The organism is Pseudomonas sp. WS 5146 (assembly GCF_012985495.1).
In the GTDB taxonomy this organism is placed as follows: domain Bacteria; phylum Pseudomonadota; class Gammaproteobacteria; order Pseudomonadales; family Pseudomonadaceae; genus Aquipseudomonas; species Aquipseudomonas edaphica.
This window is the reverse complement of sequence record NZ_JAAQWL010000001.1, coordinates 284,173-303,006: the sequence shown is the minus strand read 5'-3', so window position 1 is coordinate 303,006 and position 18,834 is coordinate 284,173. Positions and strand designations below refer to the sequence as shown.

The following is an 18,834-nucleotide window of genomic DNA, read 5'->3' as shown; positions in this document are numbered from 1 at the left end:
ATTACAAGCGGGTATATACCCGCGAGCGGAGAATAAGAACATGACCTCGATGTGGCGCACCAGTGGTTGGATCCTTGTGGGGAGTGCGCTGATCCTGGCGTTGTCCTTGGGCGTGCGGCACGGTTTCGGCCTGTTCCTGGCGCCGATGAGCAACGAATTTGGCTGGGGGCGCGAGACGTTTGCCTTCGCCATCGCGCTGCAGAATCTGATTTGGGGCCTTGCGCAGCCGTTCACCGGCGCCCTGGCCGACCGTTTCGGCGCGACCAAAACGGTGTTCGTCGGCGGCGTACTGTACGCCGTGGGCCTGGTGTTGATGGGCATGTCCGATTCGGCGTGGTCATTGTCACTAAGTGCCGGCTTGCTGATTGGTATCGGCCTGTCGGGCACCTCGTTTTCGGTGATTCTCGGCGTGGTGGGCCGCACCGTACCGCCGGAAAAACGCAGCATGGCCATGGGCATCGCCAGCGCCGCAGGCTCTTTTGGTCAGTTCGCCATGGTGCCTGGCACATTGGGCTTGATCGGCTGGCTGGGCTGGTCGGCCGCCTTGTTGGCGCTGGGGCTGATGGTGGCGCTGATTCTGCCGCTGGTGGCGATGCTCAAGGACAAGCCGCTGCCGGTGGTGACTGGCCAGCAAACCTTGCGTGAAGCCTTGAAGGAAGCCTGTTCCCATTCCGGCTTCTGGTTGCTGGCATTCGGCTTTTTTGTGTGCGGTTTCCAGGTGGTGTTTATCGGCGTGCACCTGCCGGCCTACTTGGTCGATCAGCATTTGCCGGCCACGGTGGGCACCACGGTGCTGGCCTTGATCGGTCTGTTTAATGTATTCGGCACCTACACCGCCGGCTGGCTCGGTGGGCGCATGTCCAAGCCGCGCTTGCTCACCGGCCTGTACCTGCTGCGTGCGGTCGTCATTGTGTTGTTCCTGTGGGCGCCGGTCACCGAAATCACTGCCTACCTGTTTGGCATGGCCATGGGCTTTTTGTGGCTGTCTACGGTGCCGCTGACTAATGGCACCGTCGCAACCTTGTTTGGTGTGCGAAACCTCTCGATGCTCGGTGGGATCGTGTTCCTGTTCCACCAAATCGGGTCGTTCCTCGGCGGCTGGTTGGGCGGGGTGGTCTATGATCGAACCGGCAACTACGATTTGATCTGGCAGGTGGCGATTCTGCTGAGCGTGCTCGCCGCCGCGCTGAACTGGCCGGTGCGCGAGCGGCCGGTGGCGCGCTTGCAGGCGCAGATGGAGGCGGCATGAGTGTGACGGCACGGTGTTTGACGGTAGCGGCGCTGGTCGTGCTGATGCTGCTGGCCTGGTGGGGCTGGCAGCGTGGTGGGCTGGCGTTGATGCAACTGGGTATGTCGATCTGTTAAGTTCGTGGTCTGGAAATGTTAAGGACTCACGACATGCAGATGCGCTGGCTTGCAGTACCCGTCCTGATGGCCATTGGCAGTGTTGCCATGGCCGCTGATTGCCCACCGTTGCTTGAGGGCCAATTGCCCAAGCTGCGCGCCAAGGAATCCATCGATTTGTGCCAGCGCTTTGCCGGCAAACCCCTGGTTATCGTCAACACCGCCAGCTTCTGCGGGTTCGCACCACAGTTCAAAGGCCTCGAAGCCTTGTACCAGCGCTACAAGGGCCAGGGGCTGGAAGTGATTGGCGTGCCGTCCGATGACTTCAAGCAGGAAGCCAAGACCGGTGAAGAGACCGCCAAGGTCTGTTACGTGAATTACGGCGTGACCTTCACCATGACCGAACCGCAAAAAGTCAAAGGACCGGACGCGGTACACCTGTTCAAGGTGCTGGCGCAGCAGACCAGCGCGCCGAAATGGAATTTCTACAAGTACGTGGTCGACCGCCAAGGCAAGGTAATTGCCAACTTCTCCAGTTTGACCAAGCCGGACAGCCCGGACTTGATCAAGGCAGTGGAAGAAGCCTTGGCTTCCAAACCCTGATCGTCGGCGATTAAAAAGCCCCGCCTCCTGTGCAGGAGAGCGGGGCTTTTTTAGATTCAGCTGGCGAGCCGGTCAGGCTCGCAGTGAATCAGAACTTGTAAGTCGCACCCAGGCCGTAACCCCAAGCGCTGTTTTTGTACTCGGCGTTGTAGGCGTTGCCCTTGCCGGTACGGTTGACGTTGACTTCTTCTTCCCACAGGTAGGAGACGGCAGCGTCGATCGTCCAGTCTTCGGTAGGGCTGAAGCCGGCACCAAAGCTGACAGCCTTACGGTCGCCAGTCGGGATACGCACCGAACGGTCGGTGTTGTTGGTAGGCGATTGGTCAACCGAGAAGCCGGTGCGCAGTACCCACTGTTTGTTGACCTGGAACGAAGCACCGATGGCCGAGGCCCAGGTGTCATGCCAGTTCTGTGGCTCGTTGATGCGACCGATCGGGCCAGCCGCGCCACCCAGTGCAGGCGAAACGCCCGAGTTGTTGACGGTGATTTCTTTCAGGCGGCTCCAACGGGTCCATGTGGTACCCGCATACAACGTCCATTGGTCATCCAGCTTGTGGGTGATGGACATGTCGTAGGATTCTGGGGTGGTGATGTTCAACTTGGCGTCAAAACGCCCGCCGTTGAACGGACCAAAACCACGGCCGGAAATATCGGTGTGACCCGACAGGTTGTAGGAAACCTTGGAGGTGTACGTCAGGCCGATGTTGGTGCTCGCCCATGGCGTCACCAGGATACCGACTTTGTAGCCCCATGCGGTGTCATCGCCCTTGATGTCCACCAGGCCATCATTGCGGCCGAAGGTTTGCGCCAGCGGCGTCGACGAGGTCAGGTTACCGCTGATCTTGTTGAACGTCGGGCCGATACCCACGGACACGTATTCGTTGAAGGCGTAGCTGACAGTCGGCTGGAGGGTGACGACTTTAACGTCACTCTTCTTGCCGTAGTAACGGCCGCCGAAGCTGTCTTCGTAGTTGGTGATCAGGCCGAACGGCGCATACACGCCCAGGCCGAACGCCAGGTCATCGGTCGCTTTTTTCACGGCAAACAACATCGGGACTTTGGTAAAAGGAACCATGTCACCGTCGTTGCTGCTGCCGGGTGGGCCACCGCTGGTGTTTTTGATATCGGTCTTGGCGTCGATAGCTGCGACACCGGCAGTGATTTGATCGCGCTTGAGGCGTGACATGCCGGCAGGGTTGCCAGCGACAGTGCTTGCATCATCGGCAGATGAAGAGCGCCCGGCGAAACCTGTACCCATCCCACTGATGCTTTGCTCGTTGAGGGCAAAGCCGCTCGCGAACAGTTGGGTGGAGGCCATGGCAACGGCGAGGCTAAGTGTGGTCTTGAGCATTACTTTTTTCATTATTAGAACTCCGTGGTGATCACCGCTGCGGAAAGTAACAATAAATTTAGGTTAGCGCTATAGGCTGTAATGCAGGAGATAGAGCGGTTTTGTAGGACAATCCGACCAAAATCGGGGTTTTTAGCCGAATCTTGCAAAACGCCTGGTCAACAAGTGACCTGATTCATGGGTGAAACACAGGTCTGCCAGGCTTGGGTGAAGTCCCGCAGCCGACCTTGTGGGTGAAAAATTTCTTTCCAGATACGTGCCATTGCCAGTACATCGCCCGGCTGCGGCAGGGCAGGGCTGTGCTGCTCCACCAGCAGCCATGCGATGGCGGTGGCGTAACGCAGATTGACGGTTAACTCAAGCTGGGGCGCACTGAGGAATGCGTGCTGACTGGCCAGGCCGCGTACCAGGCTGGCGCGCTCGGGGTCGCGCGCCAGGTAATGGTCCCAAAGGGCGCGGTGGCGCGGTTCGGTGATGCTGTATAGGCCGTGGCCACGCCGGTCGTGCAGGGCCGAGCCGAGTTCCGACTGGCTGGCAGCAATGCCCAGCAGCAGGGCTTCGGCTGTCGCATCATGGCGGCCGAGGTAAATCAACGTCGGCCGGATCACATAACGACACAATTCGCTGGCGGCGATACCCATACAAGCCTCGGTCCATGAAAGTGGTCGACGGTGCCTGAGAGGGGGCTTGGCAGCTGTGAATCGGATCTCAGGCCCGTCGCAAGCGGATCAAGCCGCTTGAGTTGAAGTGTAGTGTCATATTTATGATGTAAAGGACTGTTTTTAAAACATCTTCTTCATTTAGTTATAACGTTTATATCTATTTGAACTTAGCGAAAATGTTTCAATGCCGAATTTCAGGCAATAAAAAACCCTGCTTTTTAAACAGGGTTTTTGTGTTTCAGCGACTCGGGTCGATCAGGCAGTCAGTGCCTGACGGGTACGCTCGATCACGGCCTGCAGCGGCTCTGCGCTGGAGTATTGATCGGGGTACAGGCGTTCGCTGTGACGAGCGATGCCGTGTTCGTTGACCAGGGTGAAGCTGAAGCAGCCTTTGCGAGCGGCCATGATCAGGCAGTTCATTGGTGCAAAAGCGTTGGTGAGGGTGCGAATGGCATCCTGAGTGTGGATTTGAGCGTTCATATTATTGGTGTTCCTACAAATGACACGGATAAGAACCGTGCAGCGTTAAAACGTTCCAGTAACGTTGATCACCATTGATCAAACGAAGAACCGACTGGAACAAAGCAGCCAGTTTGAAGCGCTATTAAGTTGGCGCGCTTGGGCTGGCAGGTAGGTACTTAGGAGGGCAGGCAGCACAACAGGGGCAAAGGTTCTGGGCCCGGGGTGAAGATCCTGATCAATTTGCAGGTTGGTTCGGTCAGAGTATTGAGACTTCGCGGCACCCTTTGCATGTTCAAAGGCAGTGTCGTCGCAAGTGATACCTGGAAACCATCGAGGTGGTCGGTCCCGTGTTGTTCAGGGGAGTTGTTCGACCAGAATTGACTTTCAGCTTGGTACTAACGCCGCGGATAGTAACGGATCGAAACCGGGAAGGGAAGCGGCTGAGCAAAAAACTTTTATCAGCTGCCTAGAAAGCCACGATAGACCAGCACTGTTACGGCGGCCGCCAGCGAGCAGCCCAGCACGTAGGCCGCGAGGGTCAGGCGCCAGGAGCGGCCGGTTTCGATCACCTTCATCACGTCGCGCATGTCATTGATCCGGCCTTCACCCAGCTCGATGCACAGGCTTACCGCAGTAAAGGCCGCTGATAACAGGATGGCGATGGCAAACAACGCCCCGTCAGGCGAGGGCAAAGCTGCATTGATTCCCAATGATGTCGCGCAGATGGCGAGCAGCAACACGGCGAACAACAGGATTCCTTTCATCTGCGCCTACAGGAGAGTGACATCGTTGGTGCAGCAGTGTGGCGAGCGCGGGCGGTTTTGAAAAGTGCTCTGTTTTGCAGGCTGGTTGCTCTGTGGCGGTAACATTTTCGGACAGATTGAAGCAAAAGGTGTCGGCGATATAACCAGTGGATGGGTACTTGTGCACATTCGTTGCGCGGTGTGTAACCACTCTGTCAACTGCCCGCAAGTGCCGTCGTTTGCCTGCAACGAAAATTTAAGTCAATGAAAAACATCGCTTTTTTTTATTGGTGAAAAAATCGTCAGTTTGACTGCGGCCCCCGTTTCATGGGGCTTTGAGCGGGTTCAAGGTGGGTTGTCCACTGAGTTATCCACAGCTTCTGTGGATTGTCCCGAGCGCTTGCTCTAGAACGGGCGTGTAGGATTTATCCAGCTTTACCTGCGCGAAAAAAAGAGTAGAGTGGCGCGCCTTCCAATCTGTCCCACAGTGCTTTATGAAGTTTCGCTCAGTATCACCCTCTGTTACCGATACCCCTCAAACTGTTACCACACCCAAGCGATTTTCGTTGAAGGTTGCCTTGTGGCTGCTCGACAGCCCGCGGCTGGGGCATAACGCCAACATCAAGCACTTCGCCGGACGCTTGCTCAAGCAGCCGGCCCGCGATGGCGTGGTCGCCGCTCAAAGTCGGCTGGGCCAGTTGATGTGCCGCGAGTGCGGCAACGCCCGCGACCGCCGCATTGGCCACGACCTGCTGCGCCTGGCGGCTCGCGCTGGCGACCGCCGCGCCCTGCGCGAGTTGGGGCAGGTCGAAGACTGAGCTGTCCTCGAGCCCCATGCTTGGTTAACCTTGCTCCTTTTCGGTGATGGCAGAAATGGCTATGGTTTTTGACTGGACCAGTATTGCCTTGGGTCTGGCGGGTGCAGCAGTGCCTTTATTGGCCCTGTGCTGGCAGATTCAACGTCGACTGACCGCGCGCATGACCGGTTGGGAGCTGCTCGAAGAGCGCCTGGCAACCGCGCAACTGGCCCAGGAAGGGCTGGCCGCGCAACTGGACGCCAGCCGCGATGAAATCAGCGACCTCAGCCAGGCCAATGCCGCGAAACAGGCCGACCTGGCCGCCATGCGCCGCGAAGTCGAACTGCTGCAAATCGACCGCGATAACGCCCGCGATGCCGCCCATGCCTGGAACCTCGACCGCAGCGCCAAGGAAACCGAGCTGCGCCGCCTCGATGCGCTGTCAGCTGCCTTGCGCGCTGAATTGCGTGAACAACAGGACAGTCATCAACAACGCCTCGCCGACCTGCAAGGTTCGCGCGATGAGTTGCGCGCGCAGTTTGCCGAGCTGGCCGGGAAGATCTTCGATGAGCGTGAGCAGCGTTTCGCCGAAACCAGCCAGGAGCGCCTGGGCCAGTTGCTTGACCCACTGAAGGAACGCATCCAGTCCTTCGAAAAGCGTGTGGAAGAAAGCTATCAGAACGAAGCCCGCGAGCGTTTTTCCCTGGCTAAAGAGCTTGAGCGTCTGCAGCAATTGAACCTGCGCCTGTCAGACGAAGCCACCAACCTGACCCGTGCCCTCAAGGGCCAGAAGACCCAGGGCAACTGGGGCGAGCTGATTCTTGAACGGGTACTGGAACATGCCGGGCTGGAGAAGGGCCGCGAGTACCAGACCCAGGTGAGCCTCAAAGGGCCGGACGGCGAGCGCTTCCAGCCGGACGTGCTGATCATGTTGCCGGGCGACAAGCAGGTGGTGGTCGATTCCAAGGTCAGCCTCACGGCCTATCAGCAATACGTCGCGGCAGATGATGAGGTGATTGGCCAGGCGGCCCTCAAGCAGCATGTGCTGTCCCTGCGTAACCACGTCAAAGGCTTGGCCGGCAAGGATTACAAGCGTCTGGAAGGGCTGCACAGCCTGGATTTCGTGTTGCTGTTCGTGCCCATCGAGGCCGCATTTTCCGCCGCCCTGCAGGCCGAGCCGAACCTGTTTCAGGAGGCGTTTGACCGCCATATCGTGATTGTCAGCCCCACGACCTTGCTGGCTACCCTGCGAGTGATCGACAGCCTGTGGAAGCAGGAGCGCCAAAGCCAGAATGCGCGGGAAATTGCCGAACGGGCCGGCTGGCTGTACGACAAATTCGTGCTGTTCATCCAGGACCTGGATGAAGTGGGCAACCGCCTACAACAGTTGGATAAGGCTTACAGCGCGGCGCGTAACAAGCTGACAGATGGGCGTGGGAATCTGGTCAGCCGTACCGAGCAATTGCGGTTGCTGGGTGCGCGTGCGAGTAAAAGTCTGCCAGCGGATTTGCTTGAACGGGCGATGACCGATTCAGACGGTGTGGCGCATCTGCCTGAGTAAATGCAATCCAAAATGTGGGGCCGAGTACACTCTGTTTAAAGCGGCAAATGCCGACTCAACAGCGCCCGCAACGCCGCCGGCTTCACCGGCTTGGCCAAGTAATCCAACCCTGCCGCATGCACCTCGGCCACCATCTCCGGTCGCCCATCGGCACTGATCACCACCCCGGGAATCGGTTCTGCCAACTGCGCCCGCAGCCAGCCCATCAGCTCCGTGCCCGTCTCGCCGTGGTCCAGGTGGTAATCCACCAACGCCAGTTGCGGGCGCACGCCCTCGGCCAGCAGTGCCGCGCACTGCGCCTGGTCGGTGGCCGTCCACACTTCGCAGCCCCAGCGCGTCAGCAGGCTGCGCATGCCGATCAGGATGCTTTCCTCGTTATCCACACACAGCACCTGCGCGCCGCTTAATGGCAGCCCATTGTCTGGCGCGATCTTGGCCTGCGGGCTGGCCTGGTTACGCGCCAGCGGCACGCGCACGCTGAACACGCTGCCTTTGCCCGGCCACGAGCGCACGCTCAACGTATGCCCGAGCACGCGGCACAGGCCGTCAGCGATTGCCAAACCCAGGCCCAGACCCTTCTCGGCGCGGGTCTGGTGGCTGTCCAGGCGCTTGAACTCTTCAAAGATGACCTTCTGTTTATCCAGCGGGATGCCAGGGCCACGGTCCCACACTTCCAGGCACAATTCGTCCTTGCGCCTGCGCACGCCCAAAAGCACGGGGCCGTCGGCATAGCGGAACGCGTTGGTGAGAAAATTCTGCAGAATCCGCCTGAGCAACTTGATGTCACTGTCTATCCGCAACCGGCTGCCGCGCAGGCGGAAGCGCAGGTTCTGCTCCTGAGCCAGCGCCTTGAATTCGGCGCCGAGGGTGTCGAACAGCTCGTTGAGCACAAAGGGCTGCCGCTGCGGGTTGATCTTGCCGTTTTCCAAGCGTGAAATATCCAACAAGTCGCTGATCAAGTCTTCGGCCGAGCGCAGCGAGCTGTCCAAATGTTGCACCAATTGCCGCGCGTCGGCAGACAGGCCGTCGTGCTGGTGGGAAAGGGCTGCGGAGAACAGGCGTGCAGCGTTCAAGGGTTGCATCAGGTCGTGGCTGACAGCCGCAAGGAAGCGGGTCTTAGACTGGCTGGCGGATTCGGCCACGCCCTTGGCGTCGGTCAAAGCGACATTGAGCTGGGAAAGCTCATGGGTACGCTCGGTCACCCGTTGCTCAAGGCCTTCGTTGGCCTCGGTCAGCGCCTGCTCGGCCTCCCGGAACGCAGTGATGTCGGTAAAGCTCATGACAAACCCACCGCCGGGCATCGGGTTGCCGATCAGCTCAATCACGCGGCCATTCGGGAATAAACGTTCGGAGGTGTGCGCGCGGCCTTGGCGCATCCAATGCAGGCGGCGCGCGACGTGCACCTGGGCCTCACCCGGCCCACACAGGCCGCGCTCGGCGTTGTAGCGAATAATGTCGGCAATCGGCCGGCCCACGCTGATCAGGCCTTCAGGGTAGTTGAACAGCTCCAGGTAGCGGCGGTTCCAGGCCACCAGCTTGAGGGACTGGTCGACGACACTGATGCCTTGGGTGATGTTTTCGATCGCGCCTTGCAGTAATGCGCGGTTGAATTGCAACACCTCGGAGGCTTCGTCGGCGATGCGTACTACGTCCTCCAGCTGCATCTCCCGGCCTTCAATCGCGGCTTTTACCACTGCGCGTGTCGAAGAGGCGCCGAGTACGCCGGCCAGCAGGCGTTCGGTGTGGGCGATCCAGTCGTTATCGGCATTCTGGTTGGGGTTGAAGCCTTTGCCTTGGCGATAGGCAAATCGGATAAAGCTCTGCTCGGCGCGTTCCTTGCCGACAAAACGTGCCGCGAGGCTGAGCAGGTCGCTGATTTGCACCGACAGCATCGAGCGCGCATTGGCGCGCTGGCTGATTTCCTGGCCGATAAAGCGCCCGGCCTGCCAATGCTCGGATACCCGTGTGCGTGACAGCATCGAGACCCACACAAACAGCGTGAAATTGCCCGCAAGAGAAAACACAGTACCCAGGGTCAACGAGGTGACGGTGAAACCAAAGGGGTGCGAATGCATCCACGTCAGGCCGGGGAAAAGGCTCAACGACCACCCCAGGCTTTTCGCCGTCACCGGCAGGACCAAGGTGTAGAACCACAAGAAAGTGCCAGCCGCCAAGCCGGCAAATACGCCTCGTCGGTTGGCCTGCTTCCAATACAACGCGCCAAGCATCGCTGGCGCCAGTTGGGTAACGGCGGCGAACGCGATCTGGCCGATGGTTGCCAGGCTCGCGCTGGAGCCGAGCAGGCGGTAACTCACGTAGGCCAGCAACAGGATGATCACAATGCTGACGCGGCGCACCGACAGCATCCAGTGGCGGAACACTTCGAACGGCCGCTCTGCGCTGGAGCGGCGCAACAGCCACGGCAGCAACATGTCGTTGGAGACCATGGTCGACAAGGCAATGCTCGCCACAATCACCATGCCGGTGGCCGCCGAGGCGCCGCCGATAAACGCCAGCACGGCAAGGGCCGGGTGCGCTTCGGCCATGGGCAGGCTGATCACGTAGGAGTCCGGCAATACCGAGGCGGGCAAGAGCATTTTGCCGCCGAGGGCGATAGGGATGACGAACAGCGCGGCGAGGATCAGGTACGCCGGGAACACCCACTTGGCCAGGCGTAAATCCTGCGGGTCGATGTTCTCTACCACGGTGACGTGAAACTGCCGGGGCAGGCAGATAATCGCCATCATCGCTACGCCAGTCTGCACCACCATCGATGGCCAGTTAATGGTTTCTGTCCAGTATTCTTCAAGGCGCGGGGCGAGCATGGCCTGGCTGAACAGATCGCCAAAACCATCGTATAGGCCGAAGGTCACGAATGCGCCTACCGCCAGAAAGGCGAACAGCTTGACCAGGGATTCAAACGCGATCGCCAGCACCATGCCACGGTGGTGTTCGGTGGCATCGAGGTTGCGGGTACCGAACACAATGGTGAACAGCGCCAATACCAGCGACACGATCAACGCGGTGTCCTGGGCGCGGGTGCCGGTGGTGTCGGGGCCGGAACCGATCAACAGGTTCACGCCCAGCACGATGCCTTTGAGTTGCAGAGCGATATAGGGCAGCACGCCGACCAGGCAGATCAGCGCCACCACCACCGCCAACGATTGGGATTTGCCGTAGCGTGCGGCGATAAAGTCGGCAATGGAGGTGATGTTTTCCTGTTTGCTGATCAGAATCATCTTCTGCAACACCCAAGGTGCCAGCACCAGCAGCAGGACAGGTCCCAGGTAGATCGGTAAAAACGCCCACAGCTGCTCGGCGGCCTGGCCTACGGCGCCGAAGAAGGTCCAACTGGTGCAGTAAACGGCCAGCGACAGGCTGTATACCCAGGCACGTATTCGTGGCGGTAGCGGCGCGTGGCGGCGATCACCGTAAAAGGCGATGGCAAACATAATGGCCATATAGGCCAGGGCAACGGCGGCGATCAGCCCGCTGGACAGCGTCATGGTAACTCCGAGCATAAGAACACCCGGGCATTCCGAGCCCGGTGGGACAGTCTCGCATGATGCTGGGGGTTAGTCAGTGTCGACCAAGGTCGTGTGGGATCGAATGTCGCAGCGCGTGTTCAACGCGGTGGCAGGGTTTTCTGACGCAAGATGTAAATGCTCACCAGCACTGCACTGGTCAGCATAAACCCACGTGCCCAAGGCAGCGGCACCAGGTAGCAGGAAAAACCAATGCTCAGCCACATCAGGCCGATGGCGTAGACCTTGCCCTTGAGCGGAATGCCATTGCCGTCCAGATAGTCTTTGATCCACGGCCCCAGGCGCGGGTGTTCCACCAGCCATTGGTAGAAGCGCGGGGAGCTTCGGGCGAAGCAGGCGGCTGCGAGTAGCAGGAAGGGCGTGGTCGGCAATACCGGCAGGAAGATACCGATCACTCCCAGCGCTACGCTCAGCCAGCCGATGGCCAGCAGCACGTAGCGCAGGAGCAGTGAGCGCTTGCCCATGGGCGTCATGGGCAACCGACTCAGTGGTGACGTGGCTTGAGGATCGCCGGTTTTTCGTCAGGCGCATTGCACAGCAGGTACAAGGCGGTGAGGGCTTCCGGGATCTGTACGATCATGTCGTCCATCAGGTTGGCATCGGCGGCGATGTCGGAGAATTCCGGCTGGTCGTCGAACAGGCCCGAACCGACCATGATCGGCAGCAGCATTTCGCTGACTTCTTCCTCGGCAGTTTCGAACCAGGCGGCTTCGCGCAGGAACACACCTTCCATGAAGCCGATGCACCAGCCGCGCAGGTCGGAGTCATCCGGCTCCTCGCCCAGGTCCAGCTCGCACGGCAGCTCGAATTCCTCATCGGAAGCCAGTTGGCGACCAATGTGGGCCTTGAGGGCCAGCAGGGTGGATTCGATTTCTTCGCGTTGGGCGGCGTCGGCGTAGTGCGGTTCTTCGGCGAACAGCGCGTCGATCCATTCACGGTCGGGCACGACGTCGGCGCAGATCGACAGGGCGGTCAGGTAGCCGTGAGCGGCCACGTAGTCCAGCGCCTCGTCATGCAGCTCATCGGCGTCGAGGAAGGCTTGCAGGCGGGTTAGTTGCTCAGCGAAGGACATTGAAGGGCTACCTTGGGAATAAACGATGCGCAATTCTAGGCTTTCTTGAGCGTCCAGGCCAGCTGCAAGGCATATTTGCCGGGTTCTGGAGCGGGGTGACTATTCGTCAGTGGCGCCCTTTGCCAGGTAACGCTCGGGTATACTGCCGCGTTTTGTGATGCCCCTGCAGGCCAAGCGCCAATCCGCGAAAACTTCGCTTACGGATTATTTCCCGTGAAGCGGTGTTTTTTCGGCCAGCCTGTACAGAGGGATTTCGGCACCATTTTGGAGTTTTACATGCTCGAACAGGCTCAACGCGTCCTCAAGGACATCTTCGGCTACGACAGTTTTCGTGGCCGCCAGGGTGCGATCATTGAGCGCGTGGCCAGTGGCGGTGATGCCCTGGTCCTGATGCCTACCGGCGGCGGCAAGTCGCTGTGCTTTCAGGTGCCGGCGCTGTTGCGCAATGGCTTGGCCGTGGTGGTGTCGCCGCTGATCGCGTTGATGGACGATCAGGTCGCCACCCTAGAAGAACTCGGTGTCGCCGCCGCCGCCTTGAACTCCACCTTGAGTGCCGAGCAGCAGCGCGAGCTGGCAGCGCGCATCAAGCGCGGCGAAGTGAAGATGCTCTACCTGGCGCCTGAGCGTTTGGTGCAGCCGCGCATGCTGGCCTTCCTGCAGAGCCTGGAAATTGCGTTGTTCGCCATCGACGAAGCCCACTGCGTGTCGCAATGGGGCCACGATTTCCGTCGCGAATACCTGCAACTGGGCCAACTGGCGGAATTGTTCCCCGACGTGCCGCGCATCGCCCTGACTGCTACCGCCGACAAACGCACCCGCGAAGAAATCGTCGAGCGCCTGCATCTGCAGAACGCCGAGCGCTTTCTGTCGAGCTTCGACCGGCCGAATATTTTTTACCGCATCGTGCCCAAGGAACAACCGCGCAAGCAGTTGCTGGCGTTCCTGTCCGAGCGGCGCAGCGACGCAGGCATCGTGTATTGCCTGTCGCGCAAGAAGGTCGATGAAGTGGCCGCGTTTCTCTGCGAGCAAGGCTACCCGGCGCTGCCGTATCACGCGGGGCTGCCCAATGACACGCGCTCTGCCCATCAGAAGCGCTTCCTCAACGAGGAAGGCCTGATCATGGTGGCCACCATCGCGTTCGGCATGGGCATCGACAAATCCAACGTGCGTTTTGTTGCACACATGGACCTGCCAAAGTCCCTTGAGGCCTACTACCAGGAAACCGGTCGCGCCGGCCGTGATGGCCTGCCGGCGGATGCCTGGATGGTCTACGGCCTGCAAGACGTGGTGATGCTCAAGCAGATGTTGCAGAACTCCGAAGGCGACGAGCGCCACAAACGCCTGGAACAACACAAGCTCGATGCCATGCTCTCGCTGTGCGAAGAGACCCGCTGCCGCCGACAGACGCTGCTGGCGTATTTCGACGAGGACATGCCCGAGCCATGCGGGCACTGTGACAATTGCACCGATGGCGTACAGACCTGGGACGCTACCGAGCCGGCGCGCCAGGCGTTGTCGGCCATCTACCGTACCGGCCAGCGCTACGGCGTGGGGCATCTGGTGGACGTATTGCTGGGCAAGGACAACGAGAAAGTGCGCAGCTTCGGCCACGAAAAACTCTCGGTGTACGGCGTCGGCAAGGCGCGCGCCGAAGGCGAATGGCGTTCGTTGTTCCGGCAGATGGTCGCGCGCAACCTGGTGGACATCGACATCGAAGGCTACGGCGGCTTGCGCCTGAACGACAGTTGCCGGCCATTGCTCAAGGGCGAGGTGAGCCTGGAGCTGCGCCGCGACCTTAAGCCGCAAACCACCGCAAAAAGCAGCAGCACCAGCCCGGCCAGCCAATTGGTGCGTGGCGAAGAACGCGAACAGTGGGAAGCCTTGCGCACCCTGCGGCGCAAACTGGCGCAGGAACACAGCGTGCCGCCTTACGTCATCTTTCCCGACTCCACGTTGCTGGAGATGTTGCGCGAGCAACCGACCAGCATGGCCGAGATGGCCAAGGTCAGCGGCGTGGGTGCGCGCAAGCTGGAACGCTACGGCCAGGCCTTCCTCGAGGTGCTCGGCGGCCAGGCCGAGGCGCCCAAGGAAGTCGCCGACATCCGCCATGAACTGATCAGCCTGGCACGTGCCGGCATGACCCCGATCCAGATCGCCGGCCAGCTGCAATGCTCGGAAAAAAACGTCTACACCTTGCTGGCTGAATCCATCGGCAAGCAACAGTTGTCGTTGGAGCAGGCCCTTGATTTACCGGAAGATTTGCTCGGTGAAATCCAGGATGCCTTCCTCGACGGAGAAGGCGAATTGCCACCTGTCACGGAGATCGCACCGCTGTTTACCGGGCGTGTTCCTGAGGGGGTTTTGTATTGCGTACGTGCCGCTTTGCAGTCTGAATTCGAAATTTAATGTGCCAATTACGACAATGTAACGAATCAGTACATAGCACCACTTGCCTCCTGGCATGGCTCATGCTTAGCTGACTAATAATTAGCCACATTCTATTTTCAGTCTAAATCATGAGTTTTTTATGCCGTTAACCGAACAACACCGCTTTGGCATGCAGTTGGCGCAAATGTCCCGAGGCTGGCGCGCCGAACTCGACCGCCGTTTGGCGGGGCTGGGCTTGTCCCAGGCGCGTTGGCTGGTGCTGTTGCACCTGGCCCGTTTTGTAGATGCGCCCACCCAGCGTGAACTGGCGCAAAGCGTCGGCGTAGAAGGTCCGACCCTGGCGCGCCTGCTCGACAGCCTTGAAGGCCAGGGCCTGGTGCAGCGCCAGGCGGTGCTGGAGGATCGTCGCGCCAAACGCATTCTGTTGTGCGACACCGCCCGTCCGTTGATTGATCAGATCGAAACCATCGCCACGGCCTTGCGCCATGAGTTGTTCGTGGGCGTGGATGAAGAAGATTTGCGCGTGTGCATGCGCGTGCATGGGCACATTCTGGCGAACCTGGAAAAGTCCTGAGGTGTGGCGAGGGAGCTTGCTCCCGCTGGGCTGCGTAGCAGCCCCAAAGCCATCAACCTCGTTGCACCTGAATGATCGCATTCACCGCATTGGGGGCGCTTCGCACCCCAGCGGGAGCAAGCTCCCTCGCCACAGTAGCCTGGCATCCAGCTAGAACGTCTGCCCCAGGTTCAGGTACACCGCCTGCTGCTTGTCATCATTGAACCCATAGCTGAAATTCAGCGGCCCTAACGGCGTATCAAAACCGAGGAAAATACTCGCGGCATTGATGTACCCGCTGTCAAACTGGTTATCGTTGTTCCACGCCCGGCCGCGTTCCACCGAGGCGCCGAGGTACAGCGGGAAATCCAGCGGCAGGTATGAGCGCGGCGTCAGGCGGCGGTAGTACACAGCACGCATCAGGGCGATGTTCTGCCCCGAGATTGAGTCTTCGCGAAAGCCTGATAATTGCCGCGCACCGCCGAGCAGAAAGCTGGAAACCACCACGTCGGATTTATCCAGCGTGCGCCCATAACGACCGCCGAGTATCAAGGTGTCCGGGCCGTGGCTCATGGCCTTGTCCAGCTTGAACTCCCACTGTCGGTAGCGCTGGTCCGAACCCAGGCCGGGCTCGAACTCTCGGAAGGCCAGGCCGATGTCTTCGCCGGTATGGGGGAAGTACACGTTATCCAGCGAATCGAACGAGTACTTGAGCTCATAGAAACCCTCATTGAAGCTCACACTCGGCAAGTCGCGCTCGCCAACACGCACATCTGCCTTGCCCCAGGCTTCACCGACGCCGAAGCGGATCTCGCCGCTATTGCCAATCTGGCGCCCCACGTTCAAACCAAAACCGTAGCGCTCCAGGCGATATTCGGCGATAGGGTCGCTGTCCAGCACCAGGTCGACGTTCTGCGCCTGGGCACTGATATAAGGCGCGACGAAATAGCGCGAGCCCACATCCAGTGGCTGGTAGAACTCGCTGTACAGCTCTTGGCGATCACCAATCTGCACGCGCGTCAGCCATTCGGCGCCAAGGCGGTTGATGCCGTTCATGCGGTAACTGGCGCCGAGGTTGTAAGCGCTGGCGCCGCGCATGTCATCCGACAGGTTCAGGCCCAGGCGCAAATAGTCGGTGCCGCTGCGTTTGCCGCGCGCGCTGATGACCAGGGTATTGTCCTGGCCCTTTTTCACCACGCGGTATTGCACCTGCTCGAAGTAATCCAGGCCGTACAACGTGCCCATGTCGGTTTGCAGGCGGCCCAGGTTCAGCGGCTCGCCCAGGGTTTGGCGGATGTAGTAGCGAATTACGTCGTCACTGACTTTCGAGTCGTTCTCCACCTTGATGGCGGTGATCACCGGCGTGCGTTCGCCCGGGGTGCGGGCCTCAACCAATTGCGGGTCGATCGGTTCGGCGGGGCGCAAATGCGCCAGGCGCACGTCGAGGGCGCGGGTGGCGCGGTAGCCGGCGTCGATCATGTCCTTGGCGCGGCCGAAGTCCGTCACGCCGTAGGCGGCCAGCGGTGGCTGGATCAGCACATCCTTGGGATGCAGGGCCTTGAGTTGTTCTTCTGAGTTGCGCCGGGTCATCAGGGTGATGGACTGGTTGAGCACATCCACGACCGTCGCCAGTTGCTTGCGTGAACGCAGCGGCGTGCCGATGTCCACGACGATAGCGATGTCGACGCCCATTTCGCGCGCCACATCCAGTGGGATGTTGTCGGTCATGCCGCCGTCCACCAACAGCCGTCCGTCCAGTTCCACCGGAGCGAACACTGCCGGGATCGACATGCTCGCACGGATCACCTGGGGCAAGTGACCCTTGCTGAACACCACTTTTTCGCCGGTGGTGATGTCGGTGGCCACAGCGCGGAACGGGATTGGCAGCTTGTCGAAGTTACGCGTATTGCTGGAGTGGGCGAACATGCTTTCCAGCAGCAGCGCCAGGTTCTGGCCCTGGATCACGCCGAGCGGCAGGCCAAGGCTGCCGTCATCGCGAAAGCTGAGTTTTTGTTTGACGAGGAAATCGCGGTCATCCTGTTTGCGCCGAAACGGCACATCTTCGCGCGGCGGGGCGTCGGACAATGCCTGCTGCCAGTCGATATTGAGCGCGAGCTTTTCCAGTTCATCGATCTTGTAGCCCGAGGCGTACAGGCCGCCAATCACCGCGCCCATGCTGGTGCCGGCGATAGCATCGATATGGATACCTTGCTCCTCCAGGGCCTTGAGCACGCCAATATGCGCAAGGCCACGGGCGGCACCGCCGGACAGCACCAGGCCGATCTTGGGGCGTGGGCTTTCGACGGCATCAGCGATCAGGGGAAGCAGGCACAGAAACAGGCAGGACAACAGGCGGCGCATCATGAATCTCGAGGCTGGGCGATAAAGGCCGGTATTATAGTCACTCGATCGTCCGTGCCCGATATGTCAGGAACTTCTCTAATTATGTCTGCCAGCAAACCCGAGATCGTCATCACCTATTGCACCCAATGCCAATGGCTGTTGCGCGCGGCGTGGCTGGCCCAGGAATTGTTGAGTACATTTGCCGATGACTTGGGCCGTGTGGCGCTTGAGCCAGCCACCGGCGGGGCGTTTCGCATCACCTGCGACGGTGTGCAGATTTGGGAGCGCAAGGCCGACGGCGGCTTTCCAGAGGCCAAGGTACTCAAGCAGCGCGTGCGCGACCAGATCGACCCGCAGCGCGACCTGGGGCACAACGACCGCCAAGCCTGAAGGCTACGCGGTGGCTGCCAGCTGTTTGGCCTGGCTGGCACTGCCCATCAAGCCTGAGAGCACGATGGCGACAATGATCAGCACGCCGCCCAGCAGCATGCGCAAGGTCGGGGTTTCGGCAAACAGCAGCCAGGCCGCGGTGATGCCATAGACCGGCTCCATGGCGAACACCACGGACGCGGTGCGCGCCTTGATCACCGCGAGGCTGGCGACAAACAAGCTATGGGCCAGGCCGGTGCAGAACACCCCGAGCAGACCGATCCACAGCCAGTCAATCGCACGTACATCCGCCAGGCCCGGTGCTGCGACTGGCAGCAGGCACGCCGCGACCACCACGTTCTGGCACAGCGCAGCCTGCACCGCCGGAATGCGCCCGGAGCTGGCGCGGTTGTTCAGCGACAGCAGCGAGAACAACAGGCCCGAGAGAATCCCCCACAGCAGGCCGCCCGTGGCTTGGCTGGCGAGGTCGAAGTCTGGCGTGACCAACACCAGGCCCACCGTGACCAGCGCAACCAGCAACACTTCGTTGGCGCGAATGCGCTCACGGAAGATCAGCCCTTCAAGCATCACGGTAAAGGCCGGGAACGCGGTGAAGCCAAGGGTGGCGACGGCCACCCCGGCGACTTTGACGGCAATGAAGAAGGTCACCCAATGCGCCGCCAGCAGCACGCCACTGACCACGAGGCGACGCCAGTCGCGCATCTCCAGGGTTTTCCAGGTGGTGTTGCTGGCAAATCGCGCAAAGATCGCCAGGGCGATTACGGCAAAGGCGGCGCGGCCAAACACAATGATGGCCGGCGAGGCGGCTGCCAGCTTGCCGAAAACACCAGTGAGGCCAAACATCAGTGCGCCGATATGCAGGGCGCCAAGGGCTGAGCGGGGAGTCATTGCGATCCTTGAAACAACGGGGGTGACAGAATCGCAGTCTAGAGGTTCGAGGGCGCCGGTGTCTGTCGCGGACCTCGCGAATCTTAGCGCCAGCCTCTCATCATAATCATCCCATTAGGCAACGAATAACCT

At 60.2% G+C, this 18,834-nt stretch carries 16 protein-coding genes; 7 read left to right on the top strand and 9 right to left on the bottom strand.

Annotated elements, in window-relative coordinates; all coding sequences use genetic code 11:
• The first annotated feature begins 49 nt into the window (after positions 1–49).
• The gene (locus HBO41_RS01310; protein ID WP_169985254.1) at positions 50–1,249 is read left to right on the top strand and encodes an MFS transporter; all 1,200 of its coding nucleotides are present in this window, start codon (positions 50–52) and stop codon (positions 1,247–1,249) included.
• 149 nt (positions 1,250–1,398) lie between these two features.
• Complete coding sequence (locus HBO41_RS01305; RefSeq protein WP_017134901.1) at positions 1,399–1,947, top strand: glutathione peroxidase; 549 nt, start codon at positions 1,399–1,401, stop codon at positions 1,945–1,947.
• 88 nt (positions 1,948–2,035) lie between these two features.
• On the opposite strand, the gene HBO41_RS01300 is transcribed toward HBO41_RS01305, so the two are convergent.
• The 4 genes from HBO41_RS01300 to HBO41_RS01285 all read right to left on the bottom strand — a co-directional run bounded on the left by HBO41_RS01300 (position 2,036) and on the right by HBO41_RS01285 (position 5,186).
• Positions 2,036–3,310, bottom strand: a complete 1,275-nt coding sequence (locus HBO41_RS01300) for an OmpP1/FadL family transporter (RefSeq protein ID WP_017134902.1) — start codon at positions 3,308–3,310, stop codon at positions 2,036–2,038.
• A 146-nt stretch (positions 3,311–3,456) separates the two neighbouring features.
• Positions 3,457–3,939, bottom strand: coding sequence for a hypothetical protein (locus HBO41_RS01295; protein ID WP_169984836.1), 483 nt, complete (start codon positions 3,937–3,939; stop codon positions 3,457–3,459).
• A gap of 276 nt (positions 3,940–4,215) precedes the next feature.
• On the bottom strand, positions 4,216–4,440 hold the full coding sequence (locus HBO41_RS01290; RefSeq protein WP_005790139.1) for a hypothetical protein: 225 nt from the start codon (positions 4,438–4,440) through the stop codon (positions 4,216–4,218).
• Between the two features lie 440 nt (positions 4,441–4,880).
• A complete protein-coding gene (locus tag HBO41_RS01285; RefSeq protein WP_099548862.1) occupies positions 4,881–5,186 on the bottom strand; it encodes a hypothetical protein in 306 nt (101 codons plus the stop codon).
• Positions 5,187–5,659: 473 nt separating this feature from the next.
• Here HBO41_RS01285 and HBO41_RS01280 point away from each other — a divergent pair, with 473 nt between their 5' ends.
• Positions 5,660–5,983 carry a hypothetical protein gene (locus HBO41_RS01280; protein ID WP_099548863.1) on the top strand — a complete coding sequence of 108 codons (324 nt, stop codon included), beginning with the start codon at positions 5,660–5,662 and terminating at the stop codon, positions 5,981–5,983.
• A gap of 175 nt (positions 5,984–6,158) precedes the next feature.
• Positions 6,159–7,523, top strand: a complete 1,365-nt coding sequence (rmuC, locus tag HBO41_RS01275) for a DNA recombination protein RmuC (protein WP_163005473.1) — start codon at positions 6,159–6,161, stop codon at positions 7,521–7,523.
• A 35-nt stretch (positions 7,524–7,558) separates the two neighbouring features.
• Here the strand turns inward: rmuC and HBO41_RS01270 are convergent, their stop codons facing one another.
• From HBO41_RS01270 to HBO41_RS01260, 3 genes are all read right to left on the bottom strand, one after another.
• Positions 7,559–11,029, bottom strand: a complete 3,471-nt coding sequence (locus HBO41_RS01270) for a PAS domain-containing hybrid sensor histidine kinase/response regulator (protein ID WP_017134907.1) — start codon at positions 11,027–11,029, stop codon at positions 7,559–7,561.
• 119 nt (positions 11,030–11,148) lie between these two features.
• The gene (locus HBO41_RS01265; protein ID WP_169984834.1) at positions 11,149–11,541 is read right to left on the bottom strand and encodes a YbaN family protein; all 393 of its coding nucleotides are present in this window, start codon (positions 11,539–11,541) and stop codon (positions 11,149–11,151) included.
• Positions 11,542–11,552: 11 nt separating this feature from the next.
• Positions 11,553–12,140: a YecA family protein gene (locus HBO41_RS01260; protein WP_017134909.1), complete on the bottom strand. Its 588-nt coding sequence runs from the start codon at positions 12,138–12,140 to the stop codon at positions 11,553–11,555.
• Positions 12,141–12,416: 276 nt separating this feature from the next.
• Between HBO41_RS01260 and recQ the strand changes: the two genes are divergently transcribed.
• Positions 12,417–14,546 (top strand): DNA helicase RecQ, encoded by a 2,130-nt coding sequence (gene recQ, locus HBO41_RS01255; RefSeq protein ID WP_017134910.1) that lies wholly within the window; start codon positions 12,417–12,419, stop codon positions 14,544–14,546.
• A 121-nt stretch (positions 14,547–14,667) separates the two neighbouring features.
• Positions 14,668–15,102 carry a MarR family transcriptional regulator gene (locus HBO41_RS01250; protein ID WP_017134911.1) on the top strand — a complete coding sequence of 145 codons (435 nt, stop codon included), beginning with the start codon at positions 14,668–14,670 and terminating at the stop codon, positions 15,100–15,102.
• Positions 15,103–15,252: 150 nt separating this feature from the next.
• Here the strand turns inward: HBO41_RS01250 and HBO41_RS01245 are convergent, their stop codons facing one another.
• A complete protein-coding gene (locus HBO41_RS01245) occupies positions 15,253–17,442 on the bottom strand; it encodes a patatin-like phospholipase family protein (protein ID WP_099548865.1) in 2,190 nt (729 codons plus the stop codon).
• A gap of 84 nt (positions 17,443–17,526) precedes the next feature.
• On the opposite strand from HBO41_RS01245, the gene HBO41_RS01240 reads away from it, so the two are divergent.
• On the top strand, positions 17,527–17,814 hold the full coding sequence (locus tag HBO41_RS01240) for a SelT/SelW/SelH family protein (RefSeq protein WP_099548866.1): 288 nt from the start codon (positions 17,527–17,529) through the stop codon (positions 17,812–17,814).
• A gap of 3 nt (positions 17,815–17,817) precedes the next feature.
• Here HBO41_RS01240 and HBO41_RS01235 read toward each other — a convergent pair whose 3' ends face one another.
• The gene (locus tag HBO41_RS01235; protein WP_169984832.1) at positions 17,818–18,702 is read right to left on the bottom strand and encodes a DMT family transporter; all 885 of its coding nucleotides are present in this window, start codon (positions 18,700–18,702) and stop codon (positions 17,818–17,820) included.
• Positions 18,703–18,834: the final 132 nt, after the last annotated feature.

What these genes read in the sequence shown, in the direction of transcription:
- HBO41_RS01310 (WP_169985254.1), top strand. Translation starts at nt 50, where the DNA reads ATGTGGCGCACCAGTGGTTGGATCCTTGTGGGGAGTGCGCTGATCCTG.
- HBO41_RS01305 (WP_017134901.1), top strand. Translation starts at nt 1,399, where the DNA reads ATGCAGATGCGCTGGCTTGCAGTACCCGTCCTGATGGCCATTGGCAGT.
- HBO41_RS01300 (WP_017134902.1), bottom strand. Translation starts at nt 3,310, where the DNA reads ATGAAAAAAGTAATGCTCAAGACCACACTTAGCCTCGCCGTTGCCATG.
- HBO41_RS01295 (WP_169984836.1), bottom strand. Translation starts at nt 3,939, where the DNA reads ATGGGTATCGCCGCCAGCGAATTGTGTCGTTATGTGATCCGGCCGACG.
- HBO41_RS01290 (WP_005790139.1), bottom strand. Translation starts at nt 4,440, where the DNA reads ATGAACGCTCAAATCCACACTCAGGATGCCATTCGCACCCTCACCAAC.
- HBO41_RS01285 (WP_099548862.1), bottom strand. Translation starts at nt 5,186, where the DNA reads ATGAAAGGAATCCTGTTGTTCGCCGTGTTGCTGCTCGCCATCTGCGCG.
- HBO41_RS01280 (WP_099548863.1), top strand. Translation starts at nt 5,660, where the DNA reads ATGAAGTTTCGCTCAGTATCACCCTCTGTTACCGATACCCCTCAAACT.
- HBO41_RS01270 (WP_017134907.1), bottom strand. Translation starts at nt 11,029, where the DNA reads ATGACGCTGTCCAGCGGGCTGATCGCCGCCGTTGCCCTGGCCTATATG.
- HBO41_RS01265 (WP_169984834.1), bottom strand. Translation starts at nt 11,541, where the DNA reads ATGACGCCCATGGGCAAGCGCTCACTGCTCCTGCGCTACGTGCTGCTG.
- HBO41_RS01260 (WP_017134909.1), bottom strand. Translation starts at nt 12,140, where the DNA reads ATGTCCTTCGCTGAGCAACTAACCCGCCTGCAAGCCTTCCTCGACGCC.
- recQ (WP_017134910.1), top strand. Translation starts at nt 12,417, where the DNA reads ATGCTCGAACAGGCTCAACGCGTCCTCAAGGACATCTTCGGCTACGAC.
- HBO41_RS01250 (WP_017134911.1), top strand. Translation starts at nt 14,668, where the DNA reads ATGCCGTTAACCGAACAACACCGCTTTGGCATGCAGTTGGCGCAAATG.
- HBO41_RS01245 (WP_099548865.1), bottom strand. Translation starts at nt 17,442, where the DNA reads ATGCGCCGCCTGTTGTCCTGCCTGTTTCTGTGCCTGCTTCCCCTGATC.
- HBO41_RS01240 (WP_099548866.1), top strand. Translation starts at nt 17,527, where the DNA reads ATGTCTGCCAGCAAACCCGAGATCGTCATCACCTATTGCACCCAATGC.
- HBO41_RS01235 (WP_169984832.1), bottom strand. Translation starts at nt 18,702, where the DNA reads ATGACTCCCCGCTCAGCCCTTGGCGCCCTGCATATCGGCGCACTGATG.